The organism is Streptosporangium sp. NPDC050284, assembly GCF_044459525.1.
Lineage (GTDB): Bacteria > Actinomycetota > Actinomycetes > Streptosporangiales > Streptosporangiaceae > Streptosporangium.
On sequence record NZ_JBITIZ010000004.1, the window covers coordinates 430959 to 448400 of the forward strand.

Here is a 17442-nt window from a genome sequence, read left to right on the forward strand (position 1 = left end):
GCCGTGCGGCGGGCGTCCGCCGCCCGCCGTCCGCCCGTACGCCGTCTCGACTGCTCGGGCATGGCTAGGCGAACACCTTCCGCACGTGGTGGAGGCCGCGGACCAGTGCGTCGATCTCGGCCGGTGTGTTGTAGAGGTAGAAGGACGCCCGCGTGGTCGCGGGAATCCCGAATCTGAGGTGGAGCGGGCGGGCGCAGTGGTGTCCCACGCGCACGGCCACCCCGAAGTTGTCATCCAGGATCTGCCCGACGTCGTGCGGGTGAATCCCCTCAAGGGTGAAGGAGACCGTACCGCCCCGGTCGGCGAGGTCCAGCGGGCCGATGACCCGCAGCCCGGGGATCTCCCCCAGGGCGCCGAGCGCGTACGCGGTGAGCTCGCGCTCGTGGCGCACGACGGCGTCCATCCCGATCTCCGACAGGTAGTCGACCGCGGCACCGAGGCCGATGGCCTCGACGATCGGCGGGGTGCCCGCCTCGAACTTGTGCGGCGCGGGCGCGTAGGTCGAGTGGTCCATCCAGACCGCCTCGATCATCTCGCCGCCGCCCATGAACGGGGGCATCGCCTCGAGCAACTCGCCGCGGGCCCACAGCACGCCGATCCCCGAGGGGCCGACGACCTTGTGACCGGTGAAGGCGAGGAAGTCGACGCCCAGCGCGGCCACGTCCACCTTCTGGTGGGGCACCGACTGGGAGGCGTCGAGCATCATCAGCGCGCCGACCTCGCGGACCCTGGCGAGCACCGGGGCGACCGGGTTCACCGTGCCCAGCACGTTCGACTGGTGCACGATCGAGACGATCTTCGTGCGCTCGGTGACGAGCTCGTCGAGGTTGGACAGGTCAAGGCGGCCCGAGTCGGTGACGGAGAACCACCGCAGGGTCGCGCCGGTGCGCTGCGCGAGCATCTGCCACGGCACGATGTTGGAGTGGTGCTCCATCTCCGAGACGACGATCTCGTCGCCGGGGCCGAGCCGGAAGCGGGGGTCCTCGCCGGCGGGGTTGCCGAAGGCGTACGCCACCAGGTTGATCGCCTCGGAGGCGTTCTTGGTGAAGACGACCTCGTCGCGGTCGGGCGCGCCGATGAAGGCTGCGACCTTGTCGCGGGCGTTCTCGTACGCCTCGGTGGACTCCGCGCCCAGCACGTGCATGGCCCGGCCGACGTTGCTGTAGTGCATCGCCATGTGCTCGCGCATCACCTCGACCACCTGGGTCGGCTTCTGCGCGGAGTTTCCCGAGTCGAGGTAGATCAACGGCCTGCCGCCGGGAAGCTCACGGGAGAGGACGGGGAAATCCTTCCTGATCCTCTCCACGTCAAGGCCGGTGTCCATCAGGCCGACGCCTTCGTGTAGGCCTCGTAGCCCTCCGCCTCAAGCTTCTCCGCGAGCTCGGGGCCGCCCTGCTCCACGATCCGCCCGGCGGAGAAGACGTGGACGAAGTCCGGCTTCACATAGCGCAGGATGCGGGTGTAGTGGGTGATGAGCAGCACGCCGGTCTCGCCGGAGCGGAAGCGGTTGATGCCCTCGGAGACCACGCGCAGCGCGTCGACGTCGAGGCCCGAGTCGGTCTCGTCGAGAACGGCGATCTTCGGCTTGAGCAGCTCCAGCTGGAGGATCTCGTGGCGCTTCTTCTCACCGCCGGAGAAGCCCTCGTTCACGTTGCGCTGGGCGAAGGCCGCGTCGATGGACAGGGCGTCCATGCCGGACTTGAGGTCCTTGGCGAACTCGCGAAGCTTGGGAGCCTCGCCGCGGATGGAGGTGACGGCGGTGCGCAGGAAGTTGGAAACGCTGACACCGGGGACCTCGACCGGGTACTGCATCGCGAGGAACAGACCGGCGCGGGCGCGCTCGTCGACCGTGAGCTCCAGCAGGTCGACCCCGTCGAGCAGGACCTGGCCGCTCGTGATGGTGTACTTGGGGTGGCCCGCGATCGCGTACGCGAGCGTGGACTTGCCCGAGCCGTTGGGACCCATGATGGCGTGGGTCTCGCCGGCCCGCACGGTCAGGTTCACGCCGCGCAGGATCTCCTTGTCGGCGACGGTGACGTGCAGGTCGCGGATCTCCAGGGTGGACCCCGAGGGGACTCGGCTCGTGTCAGACACTTTATGACTCCTTCGAGAGCGAGACGAGGACGTCATCGCCGTCGATCTTCACTCGGTATACGGGAACGGGCTTGTTGGCGGGCGGGCCGGTGGGCTTGCCCGAGCGCAGGTCGAAGCACGAGCCGTGCAGCCAGCACTCCAGGGTGCCGTCGTAGACCTCCCCCTCGCTGAGTTTCACCTCGGCGTGGGAGCACACGTCGTGGAGCGCGTGGACCTCCTCGCCCTGGCGGACCAGGGCGACGGGGGTGCCGTCGACCTCAAGGCCGATGACTCCCTCGTCGGGGATGTCCGCGAGCTTGCAGACCTTCTCGAACGTCACTTCTCAAGCTCCGCCTCGACCCGGGCGAGCACCCGCTCGCGAAGCTCGGGAACCTCGATCTTCTCCAGCAGCTGCGCGAAGAAGCCCCTGATGACGAGTCGGCGCGCGTCCTCGAAGGGGATGCCGCGGGCCTGGAGGTAGAAGATGTGCTCGTCGTCGAGACGGCCCGAGGCGCTGGCGTGGCCGGCCCCGGCGACCTCACCGGTGAGGATCTCCAGGTTGGGCACCGAGTCGGCACGGGCGCCGTCGGTGAGCAGCAGGTTGCGGTTGAGCTCGTAGGTGTCGGTGCCCTCGGCCTCGACCCGGATGATGACGTCGCCGATCCAGACCGCGTGGGCGTCGGTGCCCTGCAGCGCGCCGCGGTAGTCGACGTTGCTGCGGCAGCCGGGCTTGGAGTGGTCGACGAGCAGGCGGTGCTCCAGGTGCTGGCCGGCGTCGACGAAGTAGAGGCCGTTCAGCTCGGCGTCGCCGCCGGGGCCCTCGTAGGCGACCGACGGTGACAGCCTGACCAGGTCGCCGCCGAGGGTGACCACGAAGCCGCGGAAGGTCGCGTCCTTGGCCAGCAGGGCGTGGTGGTGGGAGACGTGCACGGCGTCGTCGGACCAGTCCTGCAGGCTGACGACCTTGAGCGTGGCGCCCTCGCCCACGACGAACTCGACGTTGTCGGCGTAGACGGCACTGCCCTGGTGGTCGAGCACGACCACGGCCTCGGCCATCGGCTCCAGCCTCACGACCGTGTGGCCGTACGCGGTGCCCTGACCCGACCCGAGGAAGGTGATCACGGTCGGCTTGGAGGCGACCGCCTCGCGCGCGACCGTGAGCACGGTGGCCTTCTCGAAGGAGGAGTATGCCTGGGCGCTCACCCGGTCGGCGGGCACGTAGGCCTTACCGACCCGCTCGTCGTCGCGGCCGACGGTCTCCACGGTGACCTCAGGGGCGGCGTCGACGTGCACGACCACGTTCGCCGAGGCCGCGGCGCCCTCGTGCAGACCCTTGAGCCGGGAGAGCGGGGTGAAGCGCCACTCCTCCTCCCTGCCGGTCGGTACCTCGAAGTCGGCCACGTCGTACGAGGCCTTCTCGTGGAGGGTCGACAGGGGCTTTCCTGTGTCGAGACCCATCAGCCGACAGCCCCTTCCATCTGCAGCTCGATCAGGCGGTTCAGCTCCAGGGCGTACTCCATCGGGAGCTCGCGGGCGATCGGCTCCACGAAGCCCCGGACGATCATCGCCATCGCCTCGTCCTCGCCCAGACCGCGGCTCATCAGGTAGAAGAGCTGGTCGTCGGAGACCTTGGAGACGGTGGCCTCGTGCCCCATGGAGACGTCGTCCTCGCGCACGTCCACGTAGGGGTAGGTGTCGGAGCGGCTGATCTGGTCGACGAGGAGCGCGTCGCACTTGACGGTGCTGGCGCTGCCGTGAGCGCCCTCCTCGATCTGGACCAGGCCGCGGTAGGAGGTGCGGCCGCCGCCGCGGGCGACGGACTTGGAGATCACCGAGGAGCTGGTGTTCGGCGCGAGGTGCACCATCTTGGCCCCGGCGTCCTGGTGCTGGCCCTCACCGGCGAAGGCGACGCTGAGGGTCTCGCCCTTGGCGTGCTCACCCATGAGGTAGACGGCCGGGTACTTCATGGTGACCTTGGAGCCGATGTTGCCGTCGACCCACTCCATGGTCGCGCCCTCGTACGCCACGGCGCGCTTGGTGACGAGGTTGTAGACGTTGTTCGACCAGTTCTGGATGGTCGTGTAACGGCAGCGCGCGCCCTTCTTCACGATGATCTCCACGACGGCGCTGTGGAGCGAGTCGGAGGAGTAGATCGGCGCGGTGCAGCCCTCGACGTAGTGGACGTAGGAGTTCTCGTCCACGATGATCAGGGTCCGCTCGAACTGCCCCATGTTCTCGGTGTTGATCCGGAAGTAGGCCTGGAGCGGGATCTCCACGTTGACGTTCGGCGGCACGTAGATGAAGCTGCCGCCGCTCCAGGTGGCCGTGTTCAGCGCGGCGAACTTGTTGTCGCCGACGGGGATCACGGTCCCGAAGTACTCCTTGAAGATCTCCTCGTGCTCCTTGAGGGCGGTGTCGGTGTCGACGAAGATGACACCCTTCTCCTCAAGGTCCTCACGGATCTTGTGGTAGACCACCTCGGACTCGTACTGGGCGGCGACGCCGGCGACCAGGCGCTGCTTCTCCGCCTCGGGGATGCCGAGCTTGTCGTAGGTGCTCTTGATGTCTTCCGGCAGGTCCTCCCAGGAGGCGGCCTGCTTCTCCGTCGAGCGCACGAAGTACTTGATGTTGTCGAAGTCGATGCCGCTGAGGTCGGAACCCCAGTTGGGCATGGGCTTCTTGCCGAAAAGGCGCAGCCCCTTCAGACGAAGGTCCAGCATCCACTCCGGCTCGCTCTTCAGCGCGGAGATGTTGCGGACGACCTCTTCGGACAGGCCACGCCGGGCCGTCGCTCCCGCGGCGTCCGAGTCGGCCCAGCCGAACTTGTAATTCCCGAGGCCTTCCAGCTCCGGGCGGTCGGTGACAGTCACCTTCCGGTCTCCTTGCTCGATGTGTCGATCGTTTCGTGGATTGCCGGCGATCGCGCCGGATCAGGTGCCGGGGGGTCTCCTGCGCCCGGCCCCGGTGTTCTGTGGGGGCTGACGTGCGTGGTGCACACGCCGTCGCCGTGGGCGATGGTCGCGAGCCGCTGCACGGGGGTGCCGAGAATGCGCGCGAACGCCTCCGTCTCGGCCTCGCACAGCTGCGGGAACTCCGCGGCCACGTGCGCGACCGGGCAGTGGTGCTGGCACAGCTGCTCGCCGCCCAGGCTCGCCTTGCTCGCCGAGGCGGCGTAGCCGTCGGCCGACAGCGCCTCGGCGAGGACACGGACCCGCTGGTCGGCGGGGACCTCGCTCATCCTCGGTCTCAGGCGGTCGACCAGGCCGGCCACCTGGGAGTGGGCGAACTCCGCCACGGCCTCGGGGCCCACGCGCTCGGCCAAGAAGCGCAGCGCGCTCCCGGCGAGGCCGTCGTAGGCGTGCTCGAAGGCGCTGCGGCCGGCGTCGGTTATCGCGAACAGCTTCGCCGGTCGCCCGCGCCCGCGCTGGCCTCGCGGCCTCGCGGTGCGGGCCTCGGCCATCCCCTCGGCCAGCAGGGCGTCGAGATGCCTGCGAACGGCGGCGGGGGTGAGGCCGAGCCGCTCGCCGAGGGCGGCGGCGGTGATGGGCCCGTGTTCCAGGATGAGCCGGGCGACACGCGCTCGCGTGCTGCGCTCGGCGGACACGCCGGAGGGCCGCGCGATGGCGGCTCCCTCGGTGTCCTGCATCCCGGTCACGTATTTCACAACATCAGTGTGCCGTAATTGCTTCCCGAGTTACAAACCCGATGTACGGTCGTCCGGAATGTGGTTCATCACGCAGGTAAGGCTTACCTAAGCTGGGGAAACGCTCCGCGCGGTCCCGCGCAGCCCGGCGAAGGCGGCGAGCGCGGCGAGAGTGAAACCGGCCAGTACGACGGCCATCGGCAGAGCGGATCCCTCCCCGCCCAGACCCACCAGCGGTGCGGCGACGGCGCCGAGCGCGAACTGCAGCACGCCCGTCAGCGCGGCCGCGCTCCCGGCGATCCGCGCGGGCTGACCGGCCAGGGCGAGCGCGCCGCTGCCCGGCAGGACGAGGCCCGCCCCGCACATCATCACGAACAGCGCGGTGACCAGCACCGGCAGAGGCAGGTGGAACAGGGCCGCGGCGAGCACCCCGGCGGCTCCGGCCACGCCCAGGAACAACCCGGCGAGGATGAGCCCGGCCGGGTCCAGGCGCCCGGCGAGGCGCCCGCCGACCTGGGCGGCGATGGTCAGGCCCAGCGCGTTCAGCCCGAACACCAGCGAGAAGGTCTGCGCCGAGGTGCCGTAGACGTCCTGGAGCACGAAGGGCGACCCGGAGATGTAGGCGAACATGGCCGCGAAGTTCAGCCCCCCGGCGAGGGTCGCGGCCATGAAGGGGCGGTCGCGGAGCAGGTGCCAGAAGGTGGTGAGGGTGTGCCTGAGCCCGCCCCTCTCGCGCCGCTCGGCGGGAAGCGTCTCGCGTACCCCGGACAGCGCGAAGACCAGCAACAGCAGGCCCGCGACGCTCAACGCGACGAACACGCCCCGCCAGGAGGTGTGGGCGAGCAGTTGCGCGCCCGCGATCGGGGCGAGGATCGGGGCGAGGCCGGTCACCAGCATGAGGGTGGCGAAGATGCGGGCGATGGCCGCCCCCTCGTACAGGTCGCGGACGATCGCGCGGACGATCACCAGCGCGGCGCCGCCCGCGATGCCCTGGAGCAGGCGGAAGCCGACCAGCCCGTACACCGAGGGCGAGAAGGCGCACAGCAGGGAGGCCGCGGCGTAGGCGGCGATGCCGATCAGGAGCGGGCCCCGACGGCCGCGCGTGTCGCTGATCGGGCCCGCGATGACCTGCCCGACCGAGAATCCGATGAGACAGGCGGTGAGGGTGAGCTGCACCTGCGCCTGCCCGCTGCCCAGGTCGGCGGCGATGGAGGGGAAGGCGGGAAGGTACATGTCGATCGCGAGGGGGCCGACCGCCGACAGCGCTCCCAGGATGGCGAGCAACAGCCCCCTGCGCCGTACGATCGGCGCCACCTCCGGCTCAACGGCGGCCGCGGTCATACCCGTATCCCCTTTTTGGTCGCAGGCCACGCCCTCCACTTACGGGCGATGACGGCCCACAGGGGCCGAAACCTCCCAACCAACAGCTGTTCATCCGAATTCCTGCTTTTCGGAAATTTTCTCGGAAAAACCTTTAGGTGGGAGCGAGGGGCGGCCGGGCACCGCGCGGAAAACGGGTTCCCGGCGGCTGCGGACGCGTGGTCCGGGAGCGTGACCGGCGGACACAGTCCCTAAACTCGTGGCCATGGACTCCCCAGCCGTCGAGATCGTCGACCTGGTCAAGAGATACGGCGGGACGACCGCGATCGACGGCCTGACCTTCAACGCCGCCCGCGGCGCGGTCACCGCGGTGCTGGGCCCCAACGGGGCCGGCAAGACCTCCACCCTGGAGATCTGCGAGGGGTTCCGCCGGGCCGACGGCGGCACCGTGAGGGTGCTCGGGCTCGACCCGTCGAGGCCGGAACTGCGGGCCAGGGTCGGGGTGATGCTCCAGGCGGGCGGCGTTCCCCCCGCGTCCCGTTGCGGGCAGTGGCTGCGGCTGATGGCCCGCTTCCACGCCCACCCGCTCGATCCCGCGGCGCTGCTGGAACGGCTGGGGCTGAGCGAGCACGCCCGCACCCCGTACCGCAGGCTGTCGGGTGGCCAGCAGCAGCGCCTGTCACTGGCCGGAGCGGTCATCGGCCGTCCGGAGCTGGTCTTCCTCGACGAGCCGACCGCGGGCCTGGACCCCCAGGCCAGACACGCCTGCTGGGAGCTGGTCAAGGACCTGCGCTCAAGCGGGGTCTCCGTGGTGCTCACCACCCACCACATGGACGAGGCGGAGAGGCTCTCCGACCAGATCGTGATCATCGATCGCGGCAGGGTCGTCGCCGAGGGCACGCCCTCCTCCCTCACCGGCGCCGAGCGGCAGCTGCGCTTCCGCGCCCGCCCCGGCCTCTGCCTGGACGAGTTGCTCGCCGCCCTGCCCGCCGGCAGCGCGGCCAAGGAGTCGCCGGCCGGGCACTACATCATCGAGGGGCAGGTCGTGCCCGGTCTCCTGGCCACGGTGACGACCTGGTGCGCCGCCGAGGGCGTGACCGCCGACGACCTCAGCATCGAGCGGCGCACCCTGGAGGACGTCTTCTTGGAACTGACCGGGCGTGAGCTCCGGTGACGCCCCCGAAACCCGCCCTCGAACCCACCGTCGCGGCGACGCCCCCGGAGCCCTCCGCCCCGGTGACACCTTCACACCCCCTTCGCCACCCCTCACGCGTCCGGGCGCGGCCCGAACCGGAGCGCGCATCAGACCGCTGGAGAGCCCCATGACGACCCTGGACCTCACGCCGGCCCCCGGAGCCGCGCCGCTGGGCCGGATGGTGGCGGCCCAGACGGGAGCGGAGATCCGGGCGATGCTCCGCAACGGCGAACAGCTGCTGCTCACGATGATCATCCCGGTGCTGCTGCTCGTCGGCCTCTCCTCCGCCCCGATCATCGACGTGGGCGGCGGTTCCCGGATCGACTTCATGACCCCCGGCGTGCTCGCGCTCGCCGTGATGTCCACCGCCTTCACCGGGCAGGCCATCGCGACGGGCTTCGAGCGCCGCTACGGCGTGCTGAAGCGGCTGGGCGCGACCCCGCTGTCGCGGACCGGGCTGATGCTGTCCAAGACGCTCGCGGTGATCGCGGTGGAGGTCGTCCAGGTGACGGTCATCTGCGCGGTGGCGCTCGCCCTGGGCTGGCACCCCACGGGCTCGCCGCTCGCGGTCCTGGCGCTCATCGTGCTGGGCACCGCCGCGTTCAGCGGGCTCGGCCTGCTGATGGCGGGGACGCTGCGCGCCGAGGCCACGCTCGCCGCGGCGAACCTCGTCTACCTGCTCCTGCTCGCCTGCGGTGGGGTCGCCTTCCCGCTGGCGAGGTTTCCCGAGGCGGTGCGGCCGGTGCTGGAGCTGCTGCCGATCTCGGCGCTGACCGGAGGGCTCCGCGCGGTCCTGAGCGACGGCGCGGGGGTGCCGCTCGCCGCCGTGGCGATTCTCGCGGCGTGGGCGGTGGTGTCGCTCTTCCTCACCTCCCGGACGTTCCGCTGGGAATGATCCGTCCGGAAATCGGTTACCGGGGATCGCCTAAATCAGGATTTTCTCCACCTCTTCCCCGCAAAAGATCAACCAGGGTGATCGTCAAGATCTACCATCCTCCAGGTGATCATTACCGGAACGCGATCTTCATCCCGGCCGGCGACACGGCATACGGGGCGAATCTGGCCAAGTTTGGCCATGGGGATCGTTGCCACGCTTGTCTCCGTCGCCGGCTCGTCCACGGTCTCCCAGTCGGGGGACGAACTCGCCACTCTCAGCGCGGCCCGCCGCGGCGCCGGAGGACTCTGGGAGCTGGCCCAGCACATCGACGGGCACTTCCTGCCCTACTACGGCTTCATGCACCTGTGGCTGGAGTTCGGGCAGGCCGAGTGGTGGATGCGCCTGCCCTCGGCGCTCGCGACGGGCGCGGCCACCGCGCTCATCGCCGACCTGGGCCGCCGGCTGAGCTCGCAGCCCGCCGGACTGGCCGCCGCCGCCGTCTACGTCTTCCTGCCCTCGGTCTCCTATCACGGGCAGAACATCCGCTCCTACGCGTTCGCCGCCGCCGCCGCGGTCCTGGCCACCTGGACGCTGTACCGGGCGATCGAGGAGCCGGGACGGCGCGGCGCCTGGTGGAGGTACGCGGCCGCCGTCGCGCTGCTGGGCTGCACGCAGGTGTTCGCGCTGCTCGTCCTCGCCGCCCACCTGCTCGCGGTCGGGTCGTACGGGCGGGGCGTCCTGCCCAGGGTGCTCGCCTGCATGGCCGTGGGCTGCGTCCCGGGGGCCGTCTGGACGGTAGTCGGCTTCGCCGAGCGGCACGCGATCAGCTGGATCACCCTGCCGGGACCCGACGTGTTCCTCGCCCTGCCCAAGATGGCCGGGGGCACCGCCCTGGCCGGGTGCGTGCTGCTCGCCGTCGCCGCGGCCGCCCCGTTCCTGGGCCGGAGACACGGTGCCGACCGGCTCTGGATCGTCCTGCTCGGCTCATGGGCGATTCTGCCGCCCCTGCTGCTGTTCGCCCTGTCCCACCTGGTCTCGCCGGTCTACGTCGACCGCTACCTGTTCGCGACGGTGCCCGCGTACGCGCTGCTGGCCGGACTCGCCCTCGCCGCGCTGCCCCACCTCGCCACCGGGATCGCGCTGGCGGGCGTCCTGGCGGCCGGGCTCCCCGGTCAGCTGGACCTGCGCGGGGAGGACGGGCACCACGAGAACTTCCCCCGGGCGGTACGGATCCTCGCGAGCGAGGGCCGGCCGGGCGACGCCCTCCTCTACGGGCGCTCCTCCCTGCGCGAGGGCTTCCGCTACTACGACCAGACGCGGCACGGCGGCAAAGGGCTGCCCGACGACGTGCTGCTCGCCGGGCCCGCGCCCCTGCCCCACTCCTTCGGCTACCCGGAGCGCTCCGACGTGGCCGCCGCCGTGGCCGGGCGCGAACGGGTCTGGGTGATCTGGCGGGGCGGGTCAGAGGCGGCCTCGCGCGTCGGCCGGGTGGTCACCCTGGTCAAGGAGGGATTCGTCCGGACCAGGTCCTGGCGGACGGGCCGCGTACCCGGCATGACCGTCGCGCTCTACACCCGCGCGCCGGACGCCGGACGCCGCACGACCGGCGAGACTCCCCTCCCCTGACCTTTCGGCGGGGCGAACCCTCGGAAGGGCCCTCCACGGAGCCGTCTCGCATCACGGACAGCCGTGAAGACGGCGACCTCGGCAAGTAAGGTGTCACTTGTTATTTTGCACATGACCGAGGAGAGTCGTGACCGCCGACGCCCTGGACGGGCCCGCCGAGCCGTACAAGCCGAGGCTGCCCAGGCCCGGAACGCTGCTGAGAGCGGCCTCCGACGCCATCCCGCCGTCGGGGCTGGTGCTGCTGGCCATCATGTCGGTGCAGGTGGGCGCGGGTCTGGCCAAGGACCTGTTCTCCCAGCTGCCGCCGAGCGCCGTGGTGTTCCTGCGGATCGCGACGGGTGCCCTGATCCTGGGAGCGGTCGTCAGACCCCGGTTGCGCGGGCTGTCCAGGGCGGACATCGGCGCCGGGGTGGCGTTCGGCGTGACGCTGGGCGTGATGAACCTGTCGTTCTACGAGGCGCTGGCCCGGCTGCCGATGGGCATCGCGGTGGCGATCGAGTTCCTCGGCCCGCTCGGCGTCGCGGTGGCGGCCTCGCGCCGCCGCCTCGACCTGTTCTGGGTCGTGCTCGCCGGGTCGGGCGTGGTGCTGCTCGCCCCGTGGGGCGGGGGCGCCTCCAGGATCAGCTGGGCCGGGATCGCCTTCGCCCTGGTGGCTGCGGTCTGCTGGGCCGGCTACATCCTGTTGTCGGCCTCGGTCGGCAGGCGTTTCCCCGGAACGAGCGGCCTCGCCCTGGCGATGATCGTCTCCTGCCTGCTGGTCGCCCCCGTCGGGGTCGCCTCGGGTGGCGCCGACCTGCTCCAGCCCGAGCTGCTGCTGATCGGGCTCGGGGTGGGACTCCTGTCGTCGGTCATCCCCTACTCGATCGAGCTGGAGGCGCTGCGCAGGATGCCCAAACGGGTCTTCGGCATCCTGATGAGCCTGGAGCCCGCGATGGCCGCGCTGGCCGGGCTGCTGATCCTGGGCGAGGTGCTCCAGATGCGCGAGTGGGCCGCCATCGGCTGCGTGGTCATCGCCAGCGTCGGCGCCACCCGCAGCACCGGCTGACCCTCGGCTCCGGCATCGGTTCCACAGATCCGGTTACGGCGCCACCCACGGCCCTCCTGCCCCGCCCCGAGGCCTCTCCGGAGCATCGCCACTCCCGGCGGCCCGCTCTCAGGCCGCTCCGTTCATTCCTCGGGCCCCTCCGGCCCGCTGGCCCAGATGCCGCGGACGTGCCGGATGTGGTCGCGCATCAGCCGCTCGGCACCGCTCGCGTCTCCTTCGGAGAGCAGCGCGAGCAGCGTGAGGTGCTCTCGGGCGGAGTCGGTGAGGGCGCCCCGCCGGTGCAGGGAGGACAGGCCGTACAGACGGGCCCGGTTGCGCAGGTCGCGGACCACCTCCACGAGGCGGGAGTTGCCCGCCAGGGCGAGCAGGTCCAGGTGAAAGCGGATGTCTGCGTCGACGTACGCGAGAAGGTCGCCGCGCTCGGCGGCGTCGACGATCGCCTGGGCGAGCGGGCGCAGTGTCTCGAAGCTCGGCGCGCGCCCGGCGTCGGCCAGCTGGGCCACCGTGGGCACCTCGATGAGCCTGCGGATCTCGGTCAGCTCGTCCAGATCCCTGTCGGAAAGCTCCGTGACCCGGAAACCCTTGTTGCGTACCGCCTCGACCAGGCCCTCCTTGGCCAGGTCGAGCATGGCCTCGCGCACCGGGGTCGCCGAGACGCCGAACTGGGCGGCGAGCACCGGGGCCGAGTAGACCATGCCCGGCCTCATCTCACCGGTGATCAGGGCCGCCCTGAGCGCGTGGGCCACCTGCTCCCGCAGGCTCTGCCGCTCGCTCACGGTCGGCAGATCGAGCCGGCCGTCCGCCCTAGGAGCCATACCGGAGCCTCTCGTGTCGCTCACGTCCACGCCTGATCGGCGGAACCCGCCACCCTCCCATCCTCCCAGGCCATACGCCTGCCTCCGAACACCCGGGGGCCGATCTCCGGGGTACGGCGCCGGTGGTGGGTCCGCCGGTCACCCGCGTTCGCTCCCTCCGGTTCCGCCGAGGTAGGCCTCGACCACCCGAGGGTCTCTGCGCAGCTCGGCGGCGGGCCCTTCCAGGACGCACTCCCCGCTCTCGATCACGTAGCCGCGGTGGGCGATCCCGAGGGCGGCGACGGCGTTCTGCTCGACGAGCAGTACCGAGGTGCCCTGGGCGTTGATGCCCGCGATGAGCTCCATGATCGAGGCGACCACCAGGGGCGCCAGCCCCATGGAGGGCTCGTCGAGCAGCAGCAGCCGGGGGCCGGTGACGAGTGCCCTGCCGATCGCGAGCATCTGCTGCTCGCCGCCCGACAGCGTGCCCCCCTGCTGTGCGCGCCGCTCGGCCAGGCGCGGCAGCAGTTCGTAGACGCGGTCGATCCGCGTGCGGACCTCCGCCTGGTCGCGGACCAGATAGCCGCCCAGCTGGAGGTTCTCGTGGACGCTGAGCGTGCTGAAGATCCTGCGGCCCTCCGGCACGTGCACCAGGCCTCGCGCGGTGATCCTGTGCGGTTTCCGCCTGGTGATCTCCTTCCCTTCGAAGAGCACCCTGCCGCCGCTGGGCCGCAGCAGTCCCGAGACCGCGCAGAGCGTGGTGGTCTTGCCCGCGCCGTTGTTGCCCAGCAGGGCGACGATCTCGCCTTCGGCGACGCCGAGGGACAGGCCGCGCAGGGCGTGTACGCCGCCGTAGTGGACGTCCAGCCCGTCGATGTCAAGCATCGGTGTCTCCCCCGGCCGCGCTGTCCTTCCCCGTGACCTCTTCGCCCGCGCCGTCCTTCTTCACCGTCACGGCTTCGCCGGTCCCGTCGTTCGCGGAGGTGTCGCCACCGAGGTAGGCCTCGATGACGGCCGGATCTCGCCGGACGTCCTCTGGCCGGCCGTCGGCGATCTCCCTGCCGAAGTTGAGCACGACCACGCGTTCGGAGACCTCCATGACCAGGCCCATGTCGTGTTCGATGAGCACGATGGCCACCCCCAGCGCCTGGATGCGCCGGATCAGGTCGAGCATCTCGGCCTTCTCGCCGTGGTTGAGCCCGGCCGCGGGCTCGTCGAGCAGCAGCAGGTCGGGACGCCGGGCGAGCGCACGGGCTATCTCGGTGCGGCGCTGCTCACCATAGGGAAGGTTCCTCGCCTGTCCGTACCTGTCACCGCGCAGGCCGACGAAGTCCAGCCAGTGGTGGGCCTGCTCGGTGCACTCGCGCTCGGAGCGCCGGTAGCGCGGGGTGTGCAGCAGGGCGTCCAGGACGCTCTGACGCAGCCACAGGTGCGATCCGGCGCGTACGTTGTCCAGGACCGACAACTCGCCGAACAGCCGCAGGTTCTGGAAGGTCCGCGCGACGCCCAGACCCGCGATCGCCGAGGGCCGCAGCCCCGGCAGGTCCCTGCCGCGCAGGGTGATCCGGCCCGAGGTCGGCCGGTAGAAACCGGTGACGCAGTTGAAGGCCGACGTCTTGCCCGCCCCGTTGGGCCCGATCACGGAGACGATCTCCGCCTCGCGCACCGAGAACGACAGGCCGTCGATCGCCACCAGCCCGCCGAAGGTCAGGCGCAGGTCGGTCACGCTCAGCAGGCTCACGGGACCTCCTTGGAGCGGGCCGGCCAGATGCCCTGCGGCCGCAGCAGCATGAAGGCGATGAGCAGTACGCCGAACAGGAAGAACCGGTAGTCGGCGAGGTCGCGCAGGATCTCCGGCAGGATGCTGATCACCACGGCCCCGACGACGACGCCGGGCGTCGATCCCATGCCTCCCAGGACCACGGCCATGAGCACCAGCGCCGACGACAGGAAGGTGAAACTGCCCGGCGAGATGGCCGACAGCTGCGCGGCGAACAGCACCCCGGCCATGCCGCCCCAGACCGCCCCGGCGATGTAGGCGGCGAGCTTGACCCGGTAGGTGTGCACGCCCATCGCCTCGGCGGCGTCCTCGTCCTCCCGGACGAAGCGCCAGGCCCTGCCCAGGCGGGAGCGGCCCAGCCGCGCCGCGCCGAGGACGGCCAGCGAGACGACGGCCACGGTGACGTAGTAGAAGAGCGCCGGGCTCTCGACCAGGTGCGGGATGCCGTAGATCCCCGAGGGGCCGCCGGTGACGTCCAGGTTGTTGGCGGTGATCCGGATGATCTCGCCGAAGCCGAGGGTGACGATGGCGAGGTAGTCGCTGCGCAGGCGCAGCGTGGGGGCGCCGATCACGATCCCCGCGATGACCGTGGCCACGAGCACGGCGGGCACCGTGGCCAGCAGCGGCAGGTCGAAGCGGGTGGCCAGCACGCCGCTGGTGTAGGCGCCGACCGCGAAGAAGGCGACGTAGCCCAGGTCGAGCAGGCCGCAGTAGCCGACCACGATGTTCAGCCCGGCGGCGAGCATCACGGCGATGGCCGCGCTGGTCATGACCGACAGCGCGTACGGCGTGGCGTTGACGAAGGGCGCCAGCAGCGCGATCAGCAGCCCGGCGAGCCCTGCCCACCGGTTCTGCATCAGCTTCGACGCCCGGCTGGGCGGCCTGTCGGTGCCGAGGCGGCGGACCTTGGTCGTCCTCGCTCCCGCAGGCCCGGCGGGTCCGGTGGGGCCGACGGTCCCGGTCATACGCGCTCCGTGACGCGCTCGCCGAGCAGGCCGGTGGGCCGCACCGTCAGGAACAGGATCAGCACCCCGAAGGCGAACACGTCACGCCACTCACCGCCCAGCCAGAACGTGCCGAACGACTCCAGCAGCCCGAGCAGCAGGCCGCCGAGCATCGTGCCCGGGATGTTGCCGATACCCCCGATGACGGCCGCCGTGAAGGCCTTGAGCCCGATCAGGAAGCCCATCATGAAGTCGATCTTGCCGTAGTAGGCGCCTGCCATCACGCCCGCGGCCCCCGCCAGCGCCGAGCCGATGAAGAAGGTGCGGGAGATGACCGCGTTGACGTCGATGCCCATCAGCGCGCTGGTGCGCGGGTCCAGCGCGATGGCCCGCATCGCCCTGCCCTCGCGGGTGCGGGTGACCAGCAGGTTGAGCCCGGCCATGAGGAGCACCGCCACGCCGATCAGGACGACCTGCTGCACGGTGAGCCTGGCGCCGAGGATCTCCAGCGAGGTGCCGCCCAGCCGCACCGGGTAGACCCGCGGGTCGGCCCCGGCCACCGCGCGCATCCCGTACTCCAGCGCGAAGGAGGCCCCGACCGCGGTGATCAGCAGGGACAGCCTCGGGGCGCGGCGGAGCGGACGGTAGGCGATCCGCTCCAGCGCCACCCCTGCCAGGCCGGTGGCGAGCATGGTCGCCAGGAGCACCGCGAGCAGCAGCGGCAGTGCCATCGAGGAGGACACGCCGCCGACCGCGCCGAGGATGGCGAAACCGGCGAACGCGCCGAGCATGTACAGGTCGCCGTGGGCGAAGTTGAGCAGCTTGATGATCCCGTAGACCATGCTGTACCCCAGGGCGACCAGGGCGTAGAACGAGCCGACGAACAGCCCGTTCCAGACGAGCTGCGTCATTTAAGGGCGTCCTGCAGGGCGAACCTGTCGTCCTTGACGACGAGGATCTGGAAGCCGCCGTTCGCCAGGGTGTGCTCCGGGGTGAACTTCAGCGGCCCGGAGAACATCGAGAAGCCGTCGATCGCCTCAAGCGCCGCGATGACCTTGTCGCCGTCGGTGGCGCCCGCCTTGGTGACCGCCTCGGCGGCGAGCCGCACCGCGTCGTAGGCCTGGTTGGAGTACGGGCCCGGCTCGGAGGAGTACTTCTTCTTGTACGCCTCGATCCAGCCCTCGGCGCCCTGGAGGGTGTCGGGCGTCTGGGTCATCGTCGCGTACAGGCCCTCGGCGGCCTCGTCTCCGGCGATCTCGACCAGCTTGGGGGAGACCGAGCCGTCGCCGACCATGATGGAGCCCTTGTATCCGGCCTGCCTGAGCTGGCGCGCGATCAGTCCGCCCTCCTGGAAGTAGCCGGTCCAGTAGACGAAGTCGGGCTTCTTGGCCAGCACGTTGGTGATGTTGGCGCTGTAGTCGCTCTCCTTCGGGGTGACCGCCTCGGTGATCACGGCCTCGGCTCCGCCGGGGGCCTCCAGGAGTGCCTGGGTGCGCAGCGCGATGTCCTTGGAGTAGCTGGTGTTGTCGTGCATGAGCGCGACGCTCTTGGAACCCTGCTTGGTGATCCACTTCTCCGCGGCCGCGGCCTGCTGGGAGCCCGTGCCGTTGATCAGGAAGACGTGCTTGAGCTTCTGGTCGACCAGTTCCTGGGAGTTGGCGGCCGGGATGATCATCGGGATTCCGGCCTTGCCGAAGATCGGCAGGGTGGGGAGCGTCGCACCGGAGCAGTAGCCGCCCACGGAGACGTCGATCCCCTCGGTGACCAGCTTGTTCGCGCCCGCCGCCGCGGACTGGGCGTCACAGGCGTCGTCGGCGGTCTTCAGTTCCAGTTGGCGGCCGAGCACGCCGCCCTTGGCGTTGATCTCGTCGATCGCGAGCTGCGCCGCGTTGCTCATATAGGGGCCGATCGCGGCCTCGCTGCCCGACTGCGGGATCAGCATGCCGAGGACGATCGGCTCGTTCTTCTCCGCGGTCGCCTGGCCCGCGCCTCCGTCACCGAGCAGCCCTTGGCCGCATCCGGTGACCAGGAGACCGAGGACGGCCAGCGACGTGAAGCACTTCAGGGGGGTGGCACGCATGTGCGGCTCCTCACATCTAGTGATGTGTGATATTGCACGTGTAATGCAAGTGCACGTCAAGGGCC

17 protein-coding genes are annotated in these 17442 nt (G+C 70.6%); 4 read left to right on the forward strand and 13 right to left on the reverse strand.

From position 1 onward, the window contains the following. Positions 1–64 precede the first annotated feature (64 nt). The 7 genes from ACIBH4_RS12920 to ACIBH4_RS12950 form a co-directional block, all read right to left on the reverse strand. Complete coding sequence (locus ACIBH4_RS12920) at positions 65–1324, reverse strand: cysteine desulfurase (protein WP_362514038.1); 1260 nt, start codon at positions 1322–1324, stop codon at positions 65–67. After that, the gene (gene sufC, locus ACIBH4_RS12925) at positions 1324–2094 is read right to left on the reverse strand and encodes a Fe-S cluster assembly ATPase SufC (RefSeq protein WP_386207977.1); all 771 of its coding nucleotides are present in this window, start codon (positions 2092–2094) and stop codon (positions 1324–1326) included. Before sufC ends, ACIBH4_RS12920 begins: the two co-directional genes overlap by 1 nt. A 1-nt stretch (position 2095) precedes the next feature. Next, positions 2096–2413: a non-heme iron oxygenase ferredoxin subunit gene (locus tag ACIBH4_RS12930; protein WP_350947742.1), complete on the reverse strand. Its 318-nt coding sequence runs from the start codon at positions 2411–2413 to the stop codon at positions 2096–2098. Next, positions 2410–3531, reverse strand: coding sequence for a Fe-S cluster assembly protein SufD (gene sufD / locus ACIBH4_RS12935; protein ID WP_362765032.1), 1122 nt, complete (start codon positions 3529–3531; stop codon positions 2410–2412). Before sufD ends, ACIBH4_RS12930 begins: the two co-directional genes overlap by 4 nt. Then, a complete protein-coding gene (gene sufB, locus ACIBH4_RS12940; RefSeq protein ID WP_344920891.1) occupies positions 3531–4943 on the reverse strand; it encodes a Fe-S cluster assembly protein SufB in 1413 nt (470 codons plus the stop codon). Before sufB ends, sufD begins: the two co-directional genes overlap by 1 nt. Next, a complete protein-coding gene (locus ACIBH4_RS12945; RefSeq protein WP_362514369.1) occupies positions 4940–5719 on the reverse strand; it encodes a metalloregulator ArsR/SmtB family transcription factor in 780 nt (259 codons plus the stop codon). The genes sufB and ACIBH4_RS12945 overlap by 4 nt, the downstream gene beginning before the upstream one ends. A gap of 105 nt (positions 5720–5824) precedes the next feature. After that, complete coding sequence (locus ACIBH4_RS12950; protein ID WP_362514031.1) at positions 5825–7057, reverse strand: multidrug effflux MFS transporter; 1233 nt, start codon at positions 7055–7057, stop codon at positions 5825–5827. Positions 7058–7301: 244 nt separating this feature from the next. On the opposite strand from ACIBH4_RS12950, the gene ACIBH4_RS12955 reads away from it, so the two are divergent. From ACIBH4_RS12955 to ACIBH4_RS12970, 4 genes are all read left to right on the forward strand, one after another. Then, positions 7302–8210: an ABC transporter ATP-binding protein gene (locus ACIBH4_RS12955; RefSeq protein WP_362514028.1), complete on the forward strand. Its 909-nt coding sequence runs from the start codon at positions 7302–7304 to the stop codon at positions 8208–8210. A gap of 148 nt (positions 8211–8358) precedes the next feature. Then, positions 8359–9126 (forward strand): ABC transporter permease, encoded by a 768-nt coding sequence (locus ACIBH4_RS12960; RefSeq protein WP_362514025.1) that lies wholly within the window; start codon positions 8359–8361, stop codon positions 9124–9126. A gap of 180 nt (positions 9127–9306) precedes the next feature. Next, positions 9307–10734 (forward strand): glycosyltransferase family 39 protein, encoded by a 1428-nt coding sequence (locus ACIBH4_RS12965; RefSeq protein WP_362765029.1) that lies wholly within the window; start codon positions 9307–9309, stop codon positions 10732–10734. 127 nt (positions 10735–10861) lie between these two features. Further along, on the forward strand, positions 10862–11779 hold the full coding sequence (locus ACIBH4_RS12970) for a DMT family transporter (protein ID WP_362765026.1): 918 nt from the start codon (positions 10862–10864) through the stop codon (positions 11777–11779). Between the two features lie 122 nt (positions 11780–11901). Here the strand turns inward: ACIBH4_RS12970 and ACIBH4_RS12975 are convergent, their stop codons facing one another. The 6 genes from ACIBH4_RS12975 to ACIBH4_RS13000 form a co-directional block, all read right to left on the reverse strand. Next, positions 11902–12618: a GntR family transcriptional regulator gene (locus tag ACIBH4_RS12975; protein WP_362514011.1), complete on the reverse strand. Its 717-nt coding sequence runs from the start codon at positions 12616–12618 to the stop codon at positions 11902–11904. Positions 12619–12732: 114 nt separating this feature from the next. Further along, positions 12733–13458, reverse strand: a complete 726-nt coding sequence (locus tag ACIBH4_RS12980) for an ABC transporter ATP-binding protein (protein WP_362514007.1) — start codon at positions 13456–13458, stop codon at positions 12733–12735. Continuing rightward, positions 13451–14314 (reverse strand): ABC transporter ATP-binding protein, encoded by an 864-nt coding sequence (locus ACIBH4_RS12985; RefSeq protein WP_362765023.1) that lies wholly within the window; start codon positions 14312–14314, stop codon positions 13451–13453. The genes ACIBH4_RS12980 and ACIBH4_RS12985 overlap by 8 nt, the downstream gene beginning before the upstream one ends. Beyond that, on the reverse strand, positions 14311–15318 hold the full coding sequence (locus ACIBH4_RS12990) for a branched-chain amino acid ABC transporter permease (RefSeq protein WP_362513997.1): 1008 nt from the start codon (positions 15316–15318) through the stop codon (positions 14311–14313). The genes ACIBH4_RS12985 and ACIBH4_RS12990 overlap by 4 nt, the downstream gene beginning before the upstream one ends. Then, positions 15315–16208, reverse strand: coding sequence for a branched-chain amino acid ABC transporter permease (locus ACIBH4_RS12995; RefSeq protein WP_362513993.1), 894 nt, complete (start codon positions 16206–16208; stop codon positions 15315–15317). The genes ACIBH4_RS12990 and ACIBH4_RS12995 overlap by 4 nt, the downstream gene beginning before the upstream one ends. Further along, positions 16205–17377: a branched-chain amino acid ABC transporter substrate-binding protein gene (locus tag ACIBH4_RS13000; protein ID WP_362513989.1), complete on the reverse strand. Its 1173-nt coding sequence runs from the start codon at positions 17375–17377 to the stop codon at positions 16205–16207. Before ACIBH4_RS13000 ends, ACIBH4_RS12995 begins: the two co-directional genes overlap by 4 nt. Between the last annotated feature and the right edge of the window lie 65 nt (positions 17378–17442).

What these genes read in the sequence shown, in the direction of transcription:
- ACIBH4_RS12955 (WP_362514028.1), top strand. Translation starts at nt 7,302, where the DNA reads ATGGACTCCCCAGCCGTCGAGATCGTCGACCTGGTCAAGAGATACGGC.
- ACIBH4_RS12950 (WP_362514031.1), bottom strand. Translation starts at nt 7,057, where the DNA reads ATGACCGCGGCCGCCGTTGAGCCGGAGGTGGCGCCGATCGTACGGCGC.
- ACIBH4_RS12945 (WP_362514369.1), bottom strand. Translation starts at nt 5,719, where the DNA reads ATGCAGGACACCGAGGGAGCCGCCATCGCGCGGCCCTCCGGCGTGTCC.
- ACIBH4_RS12960 (WP_362514025.1), top strand. Translation starts at nt 8,359, where the DNA reads ATGACGACCCTGGACCTCACGCCGGCCCCCGGAGCCGCGCCGCTGGGC.
- ACIBH4_RS12980 (WP_362514007.1), bottom strand. Translation starts at nt 13,458, where the DNA reads ATGCTTGACATCGACGGGCTGGACGTCCACTACGGCGGCGTACACGCC.
- ACIBH4_RS13000 (WP_362513989.1), bottom strand. Translation starts at nt 17,377, where the DNA reads ATGCGTGCCACCCCCCTGAAGTGCTTCACGTCGCTGGCCGTCCTCGGT.
- sufD (WP_362765032.1), bottom strand. Translation starts at nt 3,531, where the DNA reads ATGGGTCTCGACACAGGAAAGCCCCTGTCGACCCTCCACGAGAAGGCC.
- ACIBH4_RS12920 (WP_362514038.1), bottom strand. Translation starts at nt 1,324, where the DNA reads ATGGACACCGGCCTTGACGTGGAGAGGATCAGGAAGGATTTCCCCGTC.
- ACIBH4_RS12995 (WP_362513993.1), bottom strand. Translation starts at nt 16,208, where the DNA reads ATGACGCAGCTCGTCTGGAACGGGCTGTTCGTCGGCTCGTTCTACGCC.
- ACIBH4_RS12965 (WP_362765029.1), top strand. Translation starts at nt 9,307, where the DNA reads ATGGGGATCGTTGCCACGCTTGTCTCCGTCGCCGGCTCGTCCACGGTC.
- ACIBH4_RS12990 (WP_362513997.1), bottom strand. Translation starts at nt 15,318, where the DNA reads ATGACCGGGACCGTCGGCCCCACCGGACCCGCCGGGCCTGCGGGAGCG.